This is a genomic window from Bacillus sp. KICET-1 (assembly GCF_027721405.1).
In the GTDB taxonomy this organism is placed as follows: domain Bacteria; phylum Bacillota; class Bacilli; order Bacillales; family Bacillaceae; genus Bacillus; species Bacillus velezensis.
This window is the reverse complement of the sequence record NZ_CP113515.1, coordinates 3291276-3307227: the sequence shown is the minus strand read 5'-3', so window position 1 is coordinate 3307227 and position 15952 is coordinate 3291276. Positions and strand designations below refer to the sequence as shown.

General features: G+C 45.3%; 20 protein-coding genes. All 20 read left to right on the top strand.

Features of this window, described 5'->3' with window-relative positions; translation table 11 throughout:
- The first annotated feature begins 5 nt into the window (after positions 1 to 5).
- The 20 genes from hslV to cheY all read left to right on the top strand — a co-directional run bounded on the left by hslV (position 6) and on the right by cheY (position 15939).
- A complete protein-coding gene (gene hslV / locus OVA33_RS16665) occupies positions 6 to 551 on the top strand; it encodes an ATP-dependent protease subunit HslV (RefSeq protein WP_003154267.1) in 546 nt (181 codons plus the stop codon).
- 16 nt (positions 552 to 567) lie between these two features.
- Complete coding sequence (gene hslU, locus OVA33_RS16660; protein ID WP_017417774.1) at positions 568 to 1971, top strand: ATP-dependent protease ATPase subunit HslU; 1404 nt, start codon at positions 568 to 570, stop codon at positions 1969 to 1971.
- 37 nt (positions 1972 to 2008) lie between these two features.
- The gene (codY, locus tag OVA33_RS16655) at positions 2009 to 2788 is read left to right on the top strand and encodes a GTP-sensing pleiotropic transcriptional regulator CodY (protein WP_017417775.1); all 780 of its coding nucleotides are present in this window, start codon (positions 2009 to 2011) and stop codon (positions 2786 to 2788) included.
- Positions 2789 to 3141: 353 nt separating this feature from the next.
- Entirely contained in the window at positions 3142 to 3531 is a 390-nt protein-coding gene (flgB, locus tag OVA33_RS16650) for a flagellar basal body rod protein FlgB (RefSeq protein WP_003154260.1), read from the top strand.
- A complete protein-coding gene (gene flgC, locus OVA33_RS16645; RefSeq protein ID WP_003154259.1) occupies positions 3531 to 3983 on the top strand; it encodes a flagellar basal body rod protein FlgC in 453 nt (150 codons plus the stop codon). The genes flgB and flgC overlap by 1 nt, the downstream gene beginning before the upstream one ends.
- Positions 3984 to 3993: 10 nt before the next feature.
- Positions 3994 to 4314, top strand: a complete 321-nt coding sequence (gene fliE, locus OVA33_RS16640; protein WP_025649464.1) for a flagellar hook-basal body complex protein FliE — start codon at positions 3994 to 3996, stop codon at positions 4312 to 4314.
- 42 nt (positions 4315 to 4356) lie between these two features.
- On the top strand, positions 4357 to 5967 hold the full coding sequence (gene fliF / locus OVA33_RS16635) for a flagellar basal-body MS-ring/collar protein FliF (protein WP_022553346.1): 1611 nt from the start codon (positions 4357 to 4359) through the stop codon (positions 5965 to 5967).
- 12 nt (positions 5968 to 5979) lie between these two features.
- On the top strand, positions 5980 to 6996 hold the full coding sequence (gene fliG / locus OVA33_RS16630) for a flagellar motor switch protein FliG (protein WP_003154256.1): 1017 nt from the start codon (positions 5980 to 5982) through the stop codon (positions 6994 to 6996).
- Complete coding sequence (gene fliH / locus OVA33_RS16625) at positions 6989 to 7744, top strand: flagellar assembly protein FliH (protein ID WP_017417778.1); 756 nt, start codon at positions 6989 to 6991, stop codon at positions 7742 to 7744. The genes fliG and fliH overlap by 8 nt, the downstream gene beginning before the upstream one ends.
- Positions 7741 to 9057, top strand: a complete 1317-nt coding sequence (fliI, locus tag OVA33_RS16620; RefSeq protein WP_007611430.1) for a flagellar protein export ATPase FliI — start codon at positions 7741 to 7743, stop codon at positions 9055 to 9057. Before fliH ends, fliI begins: the two co-directional genes overlap by 4 nt.
- A 5-nt stretch (positions 9058 to 9062) precedes the next feature.
- Complete coding sequence (fliJ, locus tag OVA33_RS16615; protein ID WP_003154253.1) at positions 9063 to 9506, top strand: flagellar export protein FliJ; 444 nt, start codon at positions 9063 to 9065, stop codon at positions 9504 to 9506.
- Positions 9507 to 9517: 11 nt separating this feature from the next.
- Complete coding sequence (locus OVA33_RS16610; RefSeq protein WP_007409780.1) at positions 9518 to 10132, top strand: MotE family protein; 615 nt, start codon at positions 9518 to 9520, stop codon at positions 10130 to 10132.
- A gap of 6 nt (positions 10133 to 10138) precedes the next feature.
- Positions 10139 to 11479 (top strand): flagellar hook-length control protein FliK, encoded by a 1341-nt coding sequence (locus OVA33_RS16605; RefSeq protein WP_128974073.1) that lies wholly within the window; start codon positions 10139 to 10141, stop codon positions 11477 to 11479.
- Positions 11480 to 11920, top strand: a complete 441-nt coding sequence (flgD, locus tag OVA33_RS16600; protein WP_007409782.1) for a flagellar hook assembly protein FlgD — start codon at positions 11480 to 11482, stop codon at positions 11918 to 11920.
- A gap of 24 nt (positions 11921 to 11944) precedes the next feature.
- Positions 11945 to 12721 (top strand): flagellar basal body rod protein FlgG, encoded by a 777-nt coding sequence (flgG, locus tag OVA33_RS16595; RefSeq protein WP_007409783.1) that lies wholly within the window; start codon positions 11945 to 11947, stop codon positions 12719 to 12721.
- 39 nt (positions 12722 to 12760) lie between these two features.
- On the top strand, positions 12761 to 12976 hold the full coding sequence (locus OVA33_RS16590; protein WP_003154243.1) for a swarming motility protein SwrD: 216 nt from the start codon (positions 12761 to 12763) through the stop codon (positions 12974 to 12976).
- A complete protein-coding gene (fliL, locus tag OVA33_RS16585; RefSeq protein ID WP_014417773.1) occupies positions 12973 to 13392 on the top strand; it encodes a flagellar basal body-associated protein FliL in 420 nt (139 codons plus the stop codon). Before OVA33_RS16590 ends, fliL begins: the two co-directional genes overlap by 4 nt.
- A 33-nt stretch (positions 13393 to 13425) precedes the next feature.
- The gene (gene fliM, locus OVA33_RS16580) at positions 13426 to 14424 is read left to right on the top strand and encodes a flagellar motor switch protein FliM (RefSeq protein WP_003154240.1); all 999 of its coding nucleotides are present in this window, start codon (positions 13426 to 13428) and stop codon (positions 14422 to 14424) included.
- Positions 14414 to 15550, top strand: a complete 1137-nt coding sequence (gene fliY, locus OVA33_RS16575) for a flagellar motor switch phosphatase FliY (protein ID WP_025649461.1) — start codon at positions 14414 to 14416, stop codon at positions 15548 to 15550. The genes fliM and fliY overlap by 11 nt, the downstream gene beginning before the upstream one ends.
- A 26-nt stretch (positions 15551 to 15576) precedes the next feature.
- Positions 15577 to 15939 (top strand): chemotaxis protein CheY, encoded by a 363-nt coding sequence (gene cheY, locus OVA33_RS16570; RefSeq protein WP_003154238.1) that lies wholly within the window; start codon positions 15577 to 15579, stop codon positions 15937 to 15939.
- The last annotated feature ends 13 nt before the right edge of the window (positions 15940 to 15952 follow it).

Here is a 15952-nt window from a genome sequence, read left to right as displayed (position 1 = left end):
TTCTCATGTCATCTTTTCATGCGACAACGATTTTTGCCGTCCAGCATAACGGGAAAAGCGCTATGTCAGGAGACGGCCAGGTCACATTCGGTCAGGCTGTAGTCATGAAACATACCGCGAGAAAAGTGAGAAAGCTGTTTAACGGAAAGGTTCTGGCCGGATTTGCGGGATCTGTTGCAGACGCTTTCACACTTTTTGAAATGTTTGAGGCGAAGCTTGAAGAATACAACGGCAATTTAAAACGTGCGTCGGTTGAGCTTGCGAAAGAATGGCGCAGCGATAAAGTGCTGCGCAAGCTGGAAGCCATGCTGATTGTCATGAACCAGGATACCTTGCTTCTCGTATCGGGAACAGGTGAAGTGATTGAGCCGGATGACGGTATTTTGGCCATCGGCTCCGGCGGAAACTACGCCCTGTCAGCAGGAAGAGCGCTGAAAACCTATGCCGGAGAGAATCTGTCCGCCAAAGATATTGCAAAAGCCGCTTTGAAAATCGCGGGCGAGATTTGTGTGTACACAAACGATCAGATCATTTTGGAAGAACTTGAATAGAAAGGACTTGAGGCGCATGGAAAACAAACCGTTAACACCGAGACAAATCGTAGATCGGTTGGATCAATACATTGTAGGACAGCAGGATGCGAAAAAAGCTGTCGCCGTGGCATTAAGAAACCGCTATCGCAGAAGTCTTCTTGATGAAAAACTGAGAGACGAGATCGTTCCCAAAAACATCCTGATGATGGGCCCGACCGGGGTGGGGAAAACAGAGATCGCCAGACGGATCGCCAAGCTTACCGGTGCGCCATTTATAAAAATTGAAGCGACAAAATTTACAGAAGTCGGCTATGTAGGCAGAGATGTTGAATCAATGGTCAGAGACCTCGTTGAGACATCCGTGCGGCTCATTAAAGAAGAAAAAATCAGCGAAGTGAAAGAACAGGCTGAAGAAAATGCAAACAAACGTATAGTGCGGCTTCTCGTTCCGGGAAAGAAAAAACAAGCGGGTGTGAAAAATCCGTTTGAAATGCTTTTCGGAGGAAGCCAGGCGGCAAATGATGATGAAACCGACCAGCAGGAAGAAGCAAGCCTTGAAGAGAAAAGAAAGCGCATGGCGCATCAGCTCGCATTGGGAGAGCTCGAAGACCATTACGTCTCCGTAGAGGTGGAAGAGCAGCAGCCGTCGATGTTTGACATGCTGCAAGGCTCCGGGATGGAGCAGATGGGCATGAATATGCAGGATGCGCTGAGCAATCTGGTGCCAAAAAAGAAAAAACGCCGCAAAATGACGGTCAGAGAAGCAAGGAAGGTTCTGACCAATGAAGAGGCAGGCAAATTAATCGATATGGATGAAGTCGGCCAAGAGGCCGTGTTAAGAGCTGAAGAGGGCGGCATTATCTTTATTGACGAAATAGATAAAATCGCAAAAAACGGAGGGGCTTCTTCCTCAGCAGATGTATCGAGAGAAGGCGTTCAAAGAGATATCCTTCCGATTGTCGAAGGCTCTACCGTCGTCACGAAATACGGCTCCGTCAAAACAGATCACGTGCTGTTTATCGCAGCCGGGGCATTCCATATGGCAAAACCGTCTGATCTGATTCCGGAGCTGCAGGGCCGCTTTCCGATTCGTGTAGAATTGAGCAAGCTGACGGTAGATGATTTTGTGAAGATTCTCGTCGAACCCGATAACGCGCTGTTAAAACAATATCAGGCTTTATTGCAGACAGAAGGTATATCTCTTGAATTTTCTGACGAAGCTATTCGTAAGATCGCCGAAGTGGCTTATCATGTGAATCAGGATACGGACAACATCGGAGCGAGAAGGCTTCACACGATATTGGAACGTCTCTTGGAAGACCTGTCGTTTGAAGCGCCGGACGTAACGATGGAAAAAGTAGCCATCACGCCGCAATACGTTGAAGAAAAGCTCGGAACGATTGCAAACAACAAAGATCTAAGTCAATTTATATTGTGAAAATTTAATAAGAGGAATTCTAGGAGGATTATTTATCATGGCTTTACTACAAAAAACACGAATTATTAACAGCATGCTGCAGGCTGCGGCAGGCAAACCCGTAAACTTTAAAGAAATGGCTGAAACGCTTCGTGACGTCATTGATTCTAATATTTTCGTCGTCAGCCGCAGAGGAAAGCTTTTGGGCTACTCTATTAATCAGCAGATTGAAAATGACCGCATGAAAAAAATGCTTGAAGACCGCCAGTTCCCGGAAGAGTACACGAGAAATCTGTTCAATGTTCCGGAGACGTCTTCAAACCTTGATATCAACAGCGAATACACGGCGTTTCCTGTGGAAAACAGAGACCTGTTCCAAGCGGGCTTAACAACGATCGTGCCGATCATCGGCGGAGGAGAGAGACTGGGCACGCTCATTCTGTCCCGTCTGCAGAATCAATTTGAAGATGATGATCTAATTCTTGCTGAATACGGAGCAACCGTTGTAGGAATGGAGATTTTAAGAGAAAAAGCGGAAGAAATCGAAGAAGAGGCGCGAAGCAAAGCAGTTGTTCAAATGGCGATCAGTTCTCTGTCTTACAGTGAACTTGAAGCGATTGAGCATATCTTTGAAGAGCTTGACGGAAACGAAGGCTTGCTTGTGGCAAGTAAGATTGCGGACCGTGTCGGCATTACGCGTTCAGTCATCGTTAACGCGCTGAGAAAACTGGAAAGCGCAGGCGTCATTGAATCCAGATCACTGGGAATGAAGGGGACGTACATTAAAGTTCTGAACAACAAATTCCTTATTGAATTGGAAAACCTTAAATCTCATTAAGAAAAAAGCAGGATCCCTGAAAATGGGGGTCCTGCTTTTTTTATGGACAATAGGTGAAAAGTTGCAGTTTAAAGTTGCTTATTGGAATCTGATCTGAGATAATCCATCTTGCTGTGTGAAAAAAGGAGGAAGATACAGAAATTCTGCTATTTTCAGTCTTATATTAAACAAATCCTTGTAGTACAAATATTCTAGGACTTAATACCTACATGTAAAATAGATATAATTGAGCACTTTTTTTTAGCCTAACTTCATAGACTTTAAGCCTGTTATTTCTTACAATAAGTATATGGTTTTACAATTCTCGACAAGGATTTTTAGGAGAAAAATATCTGAAATGGAGGTAAGTGGATTTGGACTTATTTTCTGGAACTATACAAAATCTTGAGAATGCCTTGGGGAGAGCGGACATTAAGCAAAAAGTCTTAACTAATAATATCGCCAATATAGATACACCGAACTATAAGGCAAAAAAAGTCTCTTTCCGAAATTTGTTAGATCAGGAAACATCCAATCTTGAGGCTGTAAAAACCGACTATCGGCACGTTGACTTTACGGGTTCGGGGGACGATTATTCTATCGTGTCCAGCAGTGATACATCGTACCAGCAAAACGGAAACAATGTCGATATCGACAAAGAAATGACAGATTTAGCCGAAAACCAAATTAATTATCAGGCTTTGGTTGAAAGAATGAGCGGCAAATTCAATTCTCTGAAAACCGTCTTGACAGGAGGAAAATAATGAGTGGCTTTCAAAGCTTAAATATTTCGGGTTCCGCTTTAACTGCACAGCGTGTCCGGATGGACGTCGTATCGTCCAATCTGGCCAATATGGATACAACGAGAGCGAAGCAGGTAAATGGCGAATGGGTGCCTTATAGAAGAAAGCTGGTATCTCTCCAATCCGGAGGCGAATCATTTTCGTCCCTTTTACATTCCAAGATGAACGGAACAGGGAGCGCGGGAAATGGCGTAAAGGTATCTGGTGTTACGGAAGACCCGTCCGCTTTTAATCTCGTTTATGATCCGGAGAATCCTGATGCGAATAAAGACGGATATGTACAAAAACCAAATGTAGATCCATTAAAGGAAATGGTGGATCTTGTCAGCAGCACGAGATCATATGAAGCAAACGTAACTGCATTAAACGCCTCCAAAGGCATGCTTTTGAAGGCTTTAGAAATCGGAAAGTAAGGTGATGTAAGTGGTTAACGCTATTACTCCTTTTCAGCTTCAACAAACCCAAAACACTCAAAACGTAACGAATCAATTAAACCAAACTCAAAAAACTGATTCTTCAAACCAAACAAACTTTTCGGAGCTTTTAAAAAACTCTATTGATTCGTTAAATGAGTCACAAGTGAAATCTGACCAAATATCGAACGAACTGGCTGCAGGAAAGGATGTAAACCTTGACGAGGTCATGATCGCTGCCCAAAAAGCAAATATTTCTCTGACGGCCGCTACCGAATTCCGCAATAAAGCCGTGGAAGCCTATCAGGAGATCATGAGAATGCAGATGTAGTGGTCAGATTGAAGAGAATGACTGGAATGACCGGGGGTTAACATGAATCGTACTCTAATGCAAATGAAAACCAAAACGGCAGCGTTTTGGAACAACAGATCAAAAACACAGAAGATACTCATGGTAAGCGGCTTGGCCGCATTCATTATTTTACTCATCGTCGTTATTATTTTTACTTCGTCTGAAAAGATGGTGCCTCTTTATAAAGATTTGTCCGCGGAAGAAGCGGGGAAGATTAAAGAAGAGCTCGATACGAAAAAGGTGTCTTCTGAACTTGCTGACGGCGGCACGGTCATTAAGGTTCCTGAGAGCCAAGTGGATTCGCTTAAAGTCCAGCTTGCCGCGGAAGGCCTGCCGAAAACGGGATCAATTGATTATTCGTTTTTCGGACAAAATGCGGGCTTCGGCCTGACGGATAATGAGTTTGACGTTTTAAAGGTTGAGGCGACTCAGACCGAATTGTCAAACCTGATAAATGAAATGGACGGTATTAAAAGCTCGAAGGTCATGATCAATATGCCGAAAGAAGCCGTGTTCGTCGGTGAAGATCAGCCGGCAGCGTCCGCATCAATCGTTTTGCAGATGAAACCGGGCTACTCGCTTGATCAAAACCAGATCAACGGGCTGTACCATCTCGTTTCTAAAAGTGTTCCGAACTTAAAAGAAGATAATATCGTCATAATGGATCAAAATTCTACATATTATGACAAAAGTGACAGCGGTGCAGGGTCCGTTTCTGACAGTTATGCTTCTCAGCAAGGTATTAAGTCGCAGGTCGAAAAGGACGTTCAAAAACATGTTCAGTCACTGCTCGGCACAATGATGGGGCAGGATAAGGTCGTTGTTTCCGTGACGGCGGATATTGACTTCACGAAGGAAAAACGCACTGAAGACACTGTCGAACCTGTCGATAAAGATAACATGGAAGGCATAGCGGTAAGCGCCGAAAAAGTTGCGGAAACGTATAAAGGCGACGGCGCGGCCAACGGCGGCACGGCCGGAACGGGAAGCAATGACACCGCGAACTATGCCGAGACAAACGGCGGTTCAAACAGCGGCGACTACGAAAAAAGCAGCAATAAAATCAACTATGAAGTCAACCGCATTCATAAAGAAATCGCTGAAAGCCCGTATAAAGTGCGTGATTTAGGCATTCAGGTCATGGTGGAGCCGCCTAATCCGAAAAATGCCGCTTCCTTATCAGCACAGAGACAGGCTGATATACAGAAGATTTTAGGAACGGTCGTCAGAACGTCTCTTGATAAAAACGAAACGCAAAATCAAAACCTGACAGACAATGATATCAACAATAAAATCGTTGTATCCGTTCAGCCGTTTGACGGAAAAACAAGCCTGAACACAGATTCGGCACAATCTTCAGGTCTTCCGATCTGGGTATACATTACAGGCGGCGTACTGCTTGCGGCCATTATTCTGCTTATTATTCTCCTTATCAGAAAGAAACGCTCACAAGAGGATGAATACGAAGAATATGAATATGAAACACCGCCGGAGCCGGTTCGATTGCCTGATATCAACGAAGAGAAAATTGAAACGGAAGAAACAGTCAGACGAAAACAGCTTGAAAAAATGGCTAAAGAAAAACCGGAAGACTTTGCTAAATTGCTTCGAAGCTGGCTGGACGAGGATTAGGGGGAATGGAAAATGGCGAAACGTGATCAGAACAAGCTTACAGGAAAACAAAAAGCAGCCATCCTCATGATTTCCTTAGGCCTTGATGTATCAGCTTCTGTGTACAAGCATTTGTCTGAAGAAGAAATTGAAAGATTGACACTCGAGATTTCGGGAGTCAGAAGCGTCGATCATCAAAGAAAAGATGAAATCATTGAAGAATTTCATAATATCGCAATCGCTCAGGACTATATTTCACAAGGCGGTTTAAATTACGCCCGCCAAGTGCTTGAAAAAGCGCTCGGAGAAGACAAAGCGGTAAGCATTTTAAACAGGCTCACCTCTTCTTTGCAGGTAAAGCCGTTTGATTTCGCGAGAAAAGCGGAGCCCGAACAGATTTTAAATTTCATTCAGCAGGAACATCCGCAAACGATGGCGCTGATTTTATCCTACCTTGACCCGGTGCAGGCCGGACAGATTTTGTCTGAGCTGAACCCGGACGTTCAGGCTGAGGTGGCAAGAAGGATTGCGGTTATGGACAGAACGTCTCCTGAAATCATAAATGAAGTGGAGCGGGTCCTTGAACAAAAGCTGTCCTCCTCCTTTACGCAGGACTATACGCAGACCGGCGGCATAGAAGCCGTTGTTGAAGTGTTAAACGGCGTAGACAGAGGAACGGAAAAAACGATCCTTGATTCATTAGAAATCCAAGATCCTGAGTTGGCGGATGAAATCAAAAAACGGATGTTTGTCTTTGAAGATATTGTCACCCTTGATAACCGTGCGATTCAGCGCGTGATCAGAGACGTTGAAAACGACGACCTCCTGCTTTCATTGAAGGTTGCGAGCGAGGAAGTCAAAGAAATCGTCTTCAGCAATATGTCACAGCGTATGGTTGAAACGTTTAAAGAGGAAATGGAAATTATGGGGCCTGTGCGTTTGCGTGATGTGGAAGAGGCGCAATCAAGAATCGTGGGCGTCGTCCGCAAGCTGGAAGAAGCCGGAGAAATTGTAATCGCGCGAGGCGGAGGAGACGATATTATTGTCTAATATCATTAAACAGCAATCATCATTTTCTCCTGAACAAAAACGGCGCAAGCTTTCCTTGCAGGAAGTCAGGAAAACACATTCCCAGCCAGACCGGGAGGAACCCGAAAATCCAGAGGCTCTCATGGCTTTTGCCAAAGCAGAAGCCGACAGGGTGTCTGAAGAAGCGAAAAATCAATTTGAGCACACTCTTCGTCAGATTGAAGAAGAGAAACACCGCTGGGCGGAAGAAAAACAAAGATTGATAGAAGAAGCAAAGGCAGAAGGATATGAAGAAGGCATGGCATTGGGAAAAGCCGAGGCTCAAGCTGAATACGCCAATCTCATCAGCCGGGCCAATGCCGTTATGGAAATGGCGAGACAGTCAGTCGAGGAAAAACTGGAAAGCGCTGAGGAAGAAATCATTGAGCTTTCCGTTGCGCTCGCTAAAAAAGTATGGCGGCAAAAAAGTGATGATAAAGAGGCTTTCCTTCTGCTGGTCAAACAGGTAGTAGCCGAAGTAAAAGATTATGATGACATCTCCATCTATGTGGACCCTGAATATTATGAGACGGTTCATCAGCATATGGACGAAATTCAGCAGCTGTTATACAAAGAATGCAGATTAAGCTTATATGCCGATGAAAAAGCCGCGAAGGGAACGTGCTCGATAGAAACTCCGTTCGGACGTGTCGATGCAGGCATAGATACCCAGCTGATGCAATTAAAGCAAAAACTTTTAACGGCGCTTGAGGCGGGAGCGGAGCAATGAAGACACAGTATTTAATAGACTCAATTGAAACAGCGGATCCGTACAAGCGCTACGGCAAGGTTAAACGGGTCATCGGGCTGATGATTGAATCAAAAGGGCCCGAAAGCTCAATCGGAGATGTTTGTCTCATTTATCCGAAAGGCCATGCGAAAAAAGCGATTAAAGCTGAGGTTGTAGGCTTCCAGGATGAAAACATTCTGTTAATGCCTTATCTGGAAGCGGCCAGCATCGCGCCGGGCAGCATTGTGGAGGCCACTGGCGAGTCGCTCCGCATCAAAGTAGGCGCGGGTTTAATCGGACAAGTTGTCGACGCGTTCGGCGAGCCTCTTGACGGCCGGGCGCTTCCGAAAGGTTTGTCCCCCGTTTCGACGGAACAGCCGCCTCCAAACCCGATGAAACGCCCGCCGATACGGGAAAAGATGGGTGTCGGCGTCAGATCGATTGACAGTCTGCTGACGGTAGGAAAAGGGCAGAGAATCGGGATTTTTGCCGGAAGCGGGGTCGGAAAAAGCACCCTGATGGGAATGATCGCGAAGCAGACTGAAGCTGATTTAAACATTATCGCACTCGTCGGTGAACGGGGGCGCGAGGTGCGTGAATTCATCGAGAAGGATTTAGGCGAAGAAGGCCTGAAACGCTCGATCGTCGTAGTCGCGACCTCTGATCAGCCCGCCTTAATGCGTTTGAAAGCGGCGTATACGGCCACCGCCATTGCAGAGTATTTCCGCGATAAAGGCCGGAATGTGATGTTCATGATGGACTCCGTCACGAGGGTCGCGATGGCTCAGCGGGAAATCGGCCTGGCAGCGGGAGAACCGCCGACAACAAAAGGATATACACCTTCCGTGTTCGCTATTTTGCCCCGTTTGCTGGAAAGAACGGGCGCGAATGAACAAGGAACGATAACCGCTTTTTATACGGTTCTCGTTGACGGAGATGATATGAACGAACCGATTGCCGATACGGTGCGCGGAATATTAGACGGGCATATCGTTCTCGATCGGGCGCTTGCCAACAAAGGGCAGTTCCCGGCCGTGAATATCCTGAAAAGCATCAGCAGGGTCATGTCTAATATTTCAGACACATCGCATATAGAGGCGGCCAACAAATTCCGCGATCTTCTGTCAACTTATCAAAACTCTGAAGATCTCATTAATATCGGAGCTTACAAAAGAGGGTCATCAAGAGAAATTGATGAAGCGATTCAGTTTTATCCGCAGCTTATTCAATTTTTAAAACAAGGAACGGAAGAACCTGCTCAATTGGAAGACAGCATTGCGGCATTGACGAGTCTGACAGGAAAAGAGGAATAAACATCGTGGCATACCAATTCAGATTTCAAAAGCTGCTGGAATTAAAAGAAAATGAAAAAGACCAAACATTGACTGAATACAGACAATCGGTTTCTGAATTTGAGACAGTGGCTGAAAAACTATATGAAAATATGAGCAAAAAAGAATTGCTCGAAAAAGACAAAGAATCAAAGCTGAAATGCGGGATGAGCGTTCAGGAAATGAGACATTATCAGCAATTCGTTTCCAATCTTGAGAACACCATCTATCATTATCAAAAGCTTGTCATCATGAAACGAAATGAAATGAATGAGAAGCAGGAACAGCTCACCGAAAAAAACATTGAAGTAAAGAAATTTGAAAAAATGCGGGAAAAACAATTTAATATGTTCGCACTTGAAGACAAAGCTGCAGAGATGAGGGAAATGGACGACATTTCAATCAAGCAGTTTATGATTCAGGGGCATTAGGAGCGAATGAAATGGCCGATAAAGAAAAGAGATCTGGAAAGTTCGGTTCAATCCTGCTTTTTATCATGATCCCGCTGATTTTTCTGATCATCGTCGCAAGCATCATCCTTTGGGCTGCCGGCGTTGATGTGATGAAGCCGATTCAGGAAACAGCCGCTAAAACGCCTGTTTTAAAAGAATTGGTTCCCGAAACGAAAGAAATGAAAAGCGCGGCGGAAAAGCAGAAGGAAGACAGAACGGCTTCTCTTGAAAAGACCATAAAGGAACAAAAAAGTGAAATTAACATTTTGAATAAAGATTTAGACACAAGCAAGTCCGAAATCGATAATCTGAATCAGAAAATCCGTTCACTGAAACAGGAAGCTGAACAGCAGCAGAAAACGAAGACGGATGAAACGAAAAAAGACGCTGCGGATTCAGCCGGAAAAGATAAAATGATCAACATCTATAAAAGTATGGACAGCGGTAAAGCGGCAAGCATTATCGTAAAGCTGAAAGAAAAAGAAGCCCTCGATATTTTAAACGGATTAAGTAAAAAGCAGCTTGCTGAAATCTTGACGAAAATGACTCCTGAACAAGCGGCTAAATATACAGAAAAACTATCCGCTGACGGAAATAAGGAGTGATGTAAGTTGAAGCTGCTTGAATTAACGGGTAATCGTACGCAGACTGCGCAAAACAGCAATGTGAAGATGAATGTAAACAGCTTAGGTCTATTTCAGAACTGGCTCCTGTCGGAAATCACTTCTCCCCGGCAGCCCGGAGATGAAACAAAAACAAGTGACGCAGAGCTGAATGATGCCCTATCGAAAATCGGTGATTGGCTGAAAGCCGGCCCGGAAGATAAAGAATTGCAGCTGAAACAGCTGCTTGAGGCGGTAAAAGCTCTTGAAGGAAAGCAGACGGCTGAAACAGCTCTTCCTTTATTGAAACAGCTTGCCGAATCTGTTGAAGACATGTTAGCGGGAAAACAGCATGGGGAGAAGCCTGAAACGGATGAACCGGATTCTTCCGCAAAAGACGGGGATTCCGTCAAGGATGCGCTTGAGAAGGGCCTGCTGTTCATTCAAGAAGCCGTATCCCAGCTCTTCACATCTCAGCAGGAACTGCCGGACAGCGCGCAGGCAAAGGCGGTTTACCAGGAAGGCGCCCGTTTATTAGAGGCATTGAAAAAACAAGGTGTCCCGGACCGCGTGATTCAAGACCTGCGGCAGACATTTTTTCCGAAAAACGAATCTGCATCTAAACTTTACTCCATGACAGCCGCTGAGCTGAAGAGCTTTCAAAGCGTCACGGAGCAGCTTGCGGGCCTTTCTCAAAAGGGGACAAAGGATTGGGATATGGCTGAAACTGAGCTGAAAGCTTTTGTGTTATCTCAATCATCTGAATCATCCCAAGAGTCAGCCGGGAAAACAGAACAGCAAAACGGCACGGTTTCTCACGCAAAGGCACCTGACAGCAAATTGTCTGCACATATACTGTTTTCGGGAACGAGAAGCCTTGCCGGCATTCAGCAAGCGTCCGCAGGAGCTGAACAGCAGCAGGCAGAAAATAAACCGTTAACGGATCAGGTCATCAGCGGCTGGAAACAGATGAAATACACGCCTTTCGGGAAAACAACCGGAAGCTTTACGATTCGTCTTAATCCCGAGAACCTCGGATTTGTCACAATTAAGGTGACAAATGAAAACGGGATGTTTCAAAGCAAAATAATCGCATCCAGCCAGTCCGCGAAAGAGCTGCTGGAACAGCATCTTCCTCAGCTGAAACAGTCGCTTCCGAATATGTCGGTCCAGGTCGACCGTTTTACAGTCCCGCTTCAAAGCGGGGATCAGCAGCCTGTTTACGGGCAGACGGCCGATCACAATAAACAGCAGCATCAGGGACAGAGAGAGCAGAAGAACCAGCAGCAGTCAGGCGATTTCGGAGATATGCTGGAGGAGCTTTCTCTCAATGAAATGGAGGAAGAATAGTTGACATCAGTAAACTCGGATTATGCCGCGGCGGGCGCTTCAACCACTTCAAGCGCGAAGAGCACCTCCGCAGTAAACAGCAGCACGAATTTAGGGAAAGACGAATTTCTGAAGATCTTAATGACACAGGTTCAAAACCAGGACCCGCTCAATCCGGTTGATGACAAAGAATTCATCAGCCAGATGGCGACATTTTCTTCATTGGAGCAAATGATGAATATGAATACGACGATGACTAAATTTGTAGAAAATCAAGATCCGTTTACGATGTATGTGAACTGGATCGGCAAAAATGTCACATTCAGCGACAGCGACGGGAAGGATCAGACAAGCCCAGTCAATTCAGTCAAGCATTCAAACGGCAATTACGTGCTCGTGCTTGAAAATGGCAAAGAGGTCAGTCCGTGGAATGTCACGGCCGTCAGCGAAACATCTAAATAATAAGAAACTCAGGGGGAATTTAACATGTTACGTTCATTATATTCCGGTATCAGCGGCATGAAAAACTTTCAGACAAAACTAGATGTAATCGGCAATAACATCGCCAACGTCAACACAGTGGGATTTAAGAAAAGCCGCGTTACATTTAAAGATATGATCAGCCAGACAGTCGCCGGCGGTTCAAACGTGACCAATTCAAAACAAATCGGCTTGGGTGCCGCGACTTCTTCCATTGATGTTGTTCATTCAACCGGCGCCCCGCAGGCTACACAGAATAAAACCGACCTAGCCATTGACGGAGACGGCTACTTTCAGATTAATACAGGTGCGGGAATTGTTTACACACGTGCGGGGAATTTCGGTAAGGACAATCAAGGGAACCTTGTTACGACTGACGGGTACTACCTTGAAAAAATCGGCGGCGGTAAAATCAATATTCCGACTGATGCGAAAGATTACAGCATCGGTGCAGACGGAACCGTTACATATACTGATGCAGGGGATGAGGTTCATGATGCCGGACAAATCGGTCTGGTCACGTTCCCTAACAGCGCCGGTCTGGAAAAAATCGGAGGCAACCTTTACAGAGAATCATTAAGTTCAGGAGCTGCGAGCGCAGTCACCACTCCGGGCGAAAACGGAACGGGTAAGCTTTTGGCAGGCTATCTTGAAATGTCAAACGTAGATCTGACAGATGAATTTACCGAAATGATCGTTGCTCAGCGGGGTTTCCAATCAAACTCAAAAATCATTACGACTTCAGATGAAATCCTTCAGGAGCTGGTTAATCTGAAACGGTAAGGAGGGAGGAGAGGCGGTTAAGCCGCTTCTCCGGATTGCATGATTCAAGTCACCCGTTTAAACGGCCAGCCTTTTACGCTGAACGCGCTGTTTATCGAACAGATTGAGTGCTTCCCCGACACGACGATTACACTGTCCAACGGCAAAAAGTTCGTAGTGAAAGAACCGGAAGAAGCAGTTCTCAAAAAAGTCATATCGTTTTACCATAGCATACAAATATTTTCACTGGATCAGGGAATAGAGGAAGAAGAATGAAGAAAAAATTAGTCATCATTTTGCTGATTATTTTAATTGTCATCGCCGGCCTCGGAACGGCAGCATATTTTGTCGTCAGCGGAAATTCGGGCAAAGATAAAAAGCCGACAATTGACGAAGTCGTTGCAGCCACTGTGTCTGTCGACGATATCACGACAAACTTAAAGTCTGACAGCATCATCCGTATCGGCATCAAGCTTGAAACCGACTCGGCTAAAGCGAAGGAAGAACTTGAAAAACGCGATTTTCAGGTGAAAGACAACATCATTTCCATTTTAGCCGACACAAGCGCCGGAGAGATTGAGGGAGATAAAGGAAGAGAAGCGTTTAAACAATCATTAAAAGAGAAAGTAAACAGCTATCTCCAAGAAGGAAAAGTTCAGAAAGTGTACATTACCTCCTTTAATCTGCAATAAAAACAAATTTGACAGAATACGGAGGTGAAGAAAATGTCAGGAGAAGTTCTCTCCCAAAATGAAATAGACGCACTGCTTTCCGCCATTTCCACGGGTGAGGCGGATGCGGAAGAGCTGAAAAAGGAAGTAAAAGAGAAAAAAGTAAAGGTATATGATTTTAAACGGGCTCTCAGATTCTCGAAAGATCAGATACGCAGTTTAACCCGGATACATGATAACTTTGCGAGGCTTCTCACAACACACTTTTCCGCCAAGCTCAGAACGTATATTCATATATCCGTCAGCTCAGTTGATCAGGTGCCGTATGAAGAATTTATCCGTTCCATACCGAACATGACGATTTTAAATTTATTCGATGTTCATCCGATGGAAGGCAGAATCATGATGGAGGTTAATCCCACCATCGCATACGCAATGCTTGACCGCGTCATGGGAGGCATCGGCATCACTCATAACAAAGCTGACAGCCTTACGGAAATTGAAACGAATATTATTTCTAATTTATTTGAAAATGCACTGGGCAACTACAAAGAAGCTTGGCAATCGATTGCTGATATTGACCCTGAAATGACTGAATTTGAAGTGAATCCTCAGTTTGTACAGATGGTTTCCCCAAATGAAACAGTCGTTGTCATTTCTCTCAATACACAGATAGGTGAAATCAGCGGTGTCATTAATCTTTGTATTCCCCATGTCGTACTTGAGCCGATTATCCCTAAGCTTTCCGTACATTATTGGATGCAATCAGACCGGAATGAAGCGAAGCCCGAAGAAACGAAGTTGCTTGAAAAGCGCATCATGACGGCTCAAATTCCCGTTGTGGCTCTATTGGGCGCTTCTGAACTGACAATAGAAGAATTTTTAAGTTTGGAAGTCGGGGACTGTATAACTCTGGACAAATCAGTGACTGATCCTCTTACTGTATTGGTCGGAAACAAACCGAAGTTTTTAGGGCAGGCCGGCCGGGTGAATCGAAGACAGGCAGTGCAAATTTTAGATCACGACATAAGAGGTGAACAAGATGAACAATAGATTATCTCAAGATGAAATCGATGCTCTTCTTAACGGCACAAGCAGTCAATCAGAGGATACAGAACAGCCTCAAGGGGCGAACTTGTCTGAACTTGAGCGCGATGCGATCGGAGAAATCGGGAATATTTCGTTCGGCAGCTCGGCTACGGCGCTGTCCACTCTTTTAAATCAAAAAGTGGACATTACAACACCGAGTGTGACCGTCATTTCAAAAAGCAAAATCAGTGATGAATTTCCTCATCCGTATGTTGCCATTGAAGTGAACTACACAGAAGGCTTTGACGGCAGCAATTTGCTCGTCGTCGAACAAAGCGACGCGGCCATCATCGCGGATTTGATGATCGGCGGAGACGGCCGGGGCGCCGATCCGTCACTCGGTGAAATCCACCTGAGCGCCGTTCAGGAAGCAATGAATCAAATGATGGGCTCGGCTGCTACGTCAATGTCGACCGTGTTCAGTAAAAAGATTGACATTTCTCCGCCAAGGGTTGAACTTCTGGATTTGACGGAAGAAAAAGGGACCGACAGAATACCTGAGGATGACCTGCTCGTAAAAGTGTCATTCCGTCTGAAAGTCGGTGAATTAATCGATTCGAGCATCATGCAGCTTTATCCGATTACGTTTGCGAAAGATCTGATCGCAGAACTGATGACTGCAGACCAGCATGAGTCAGAGGCCGCAGAAACCGTATCAGAACCACAGGAAACATACGAAACGCCGCAGCCGGAACCTGCCATGCAGCCGGAGCCGCAGGCAAAACCCGAGCTTCCGAAGAGACAGGGAACCGCAAAAAAAGCTGCTCCTGTTCAAGTCGCTCCGGTGGAATTCCAGGCGTTTGATCATAACGAAGCGGCGCAAGGATCAAGGAATAACCTTGATATGCTGATGGATATTCCGCTTTCCGTTACGGTTGAGCTCGGCAGAACGAAGAGAAGCGTCAAAGAAATCCTTGAACTTTCTGCGGGAAGCATTATTGAGCTTGACAAGCTGGCTGGTGAACCTGTTGACATCCTGGTCAACCAGCGGATCGTGGCAAAAGGCGAGGTCGTCGTCATAGAAGAAAACTTCGGCGTGAGAGTCACTGATATTTTAAGTCAGGCAGACCGCCTTAACAATTTAAAATAAGCGAACATAGAGGAGAGAAACAGATTATGGCACACAGAATTTTAATTGTAGACGATGCAGCATTTATGAGAATGATGATCAAAGATATTTTAGTGAAGAACGGTTTTGACGTTGTAGCTGAAGCTTCAGACGGAGCGCAGGCGGTCGAAAAATTCAAAGAGCATTCCCCCGACCTTGTGACAATGGATATTACAATGCCTGAAATGGACGGGATTACAGCTCTAAAGGAAATTAAACAAATCGATCCGCAGGCGAAAATCATCATGTGTTCGGCTATGGGCCAGCAGTCAATGGTTATTGACGCGATTCAAGCCGGCGCAAAAGACTTTATCGTGAAACCGTTCCAAGCGGACCGCGTGCTTGAAGCCATTAATAAAACATTAAGCTAAAGGGTGTACGACT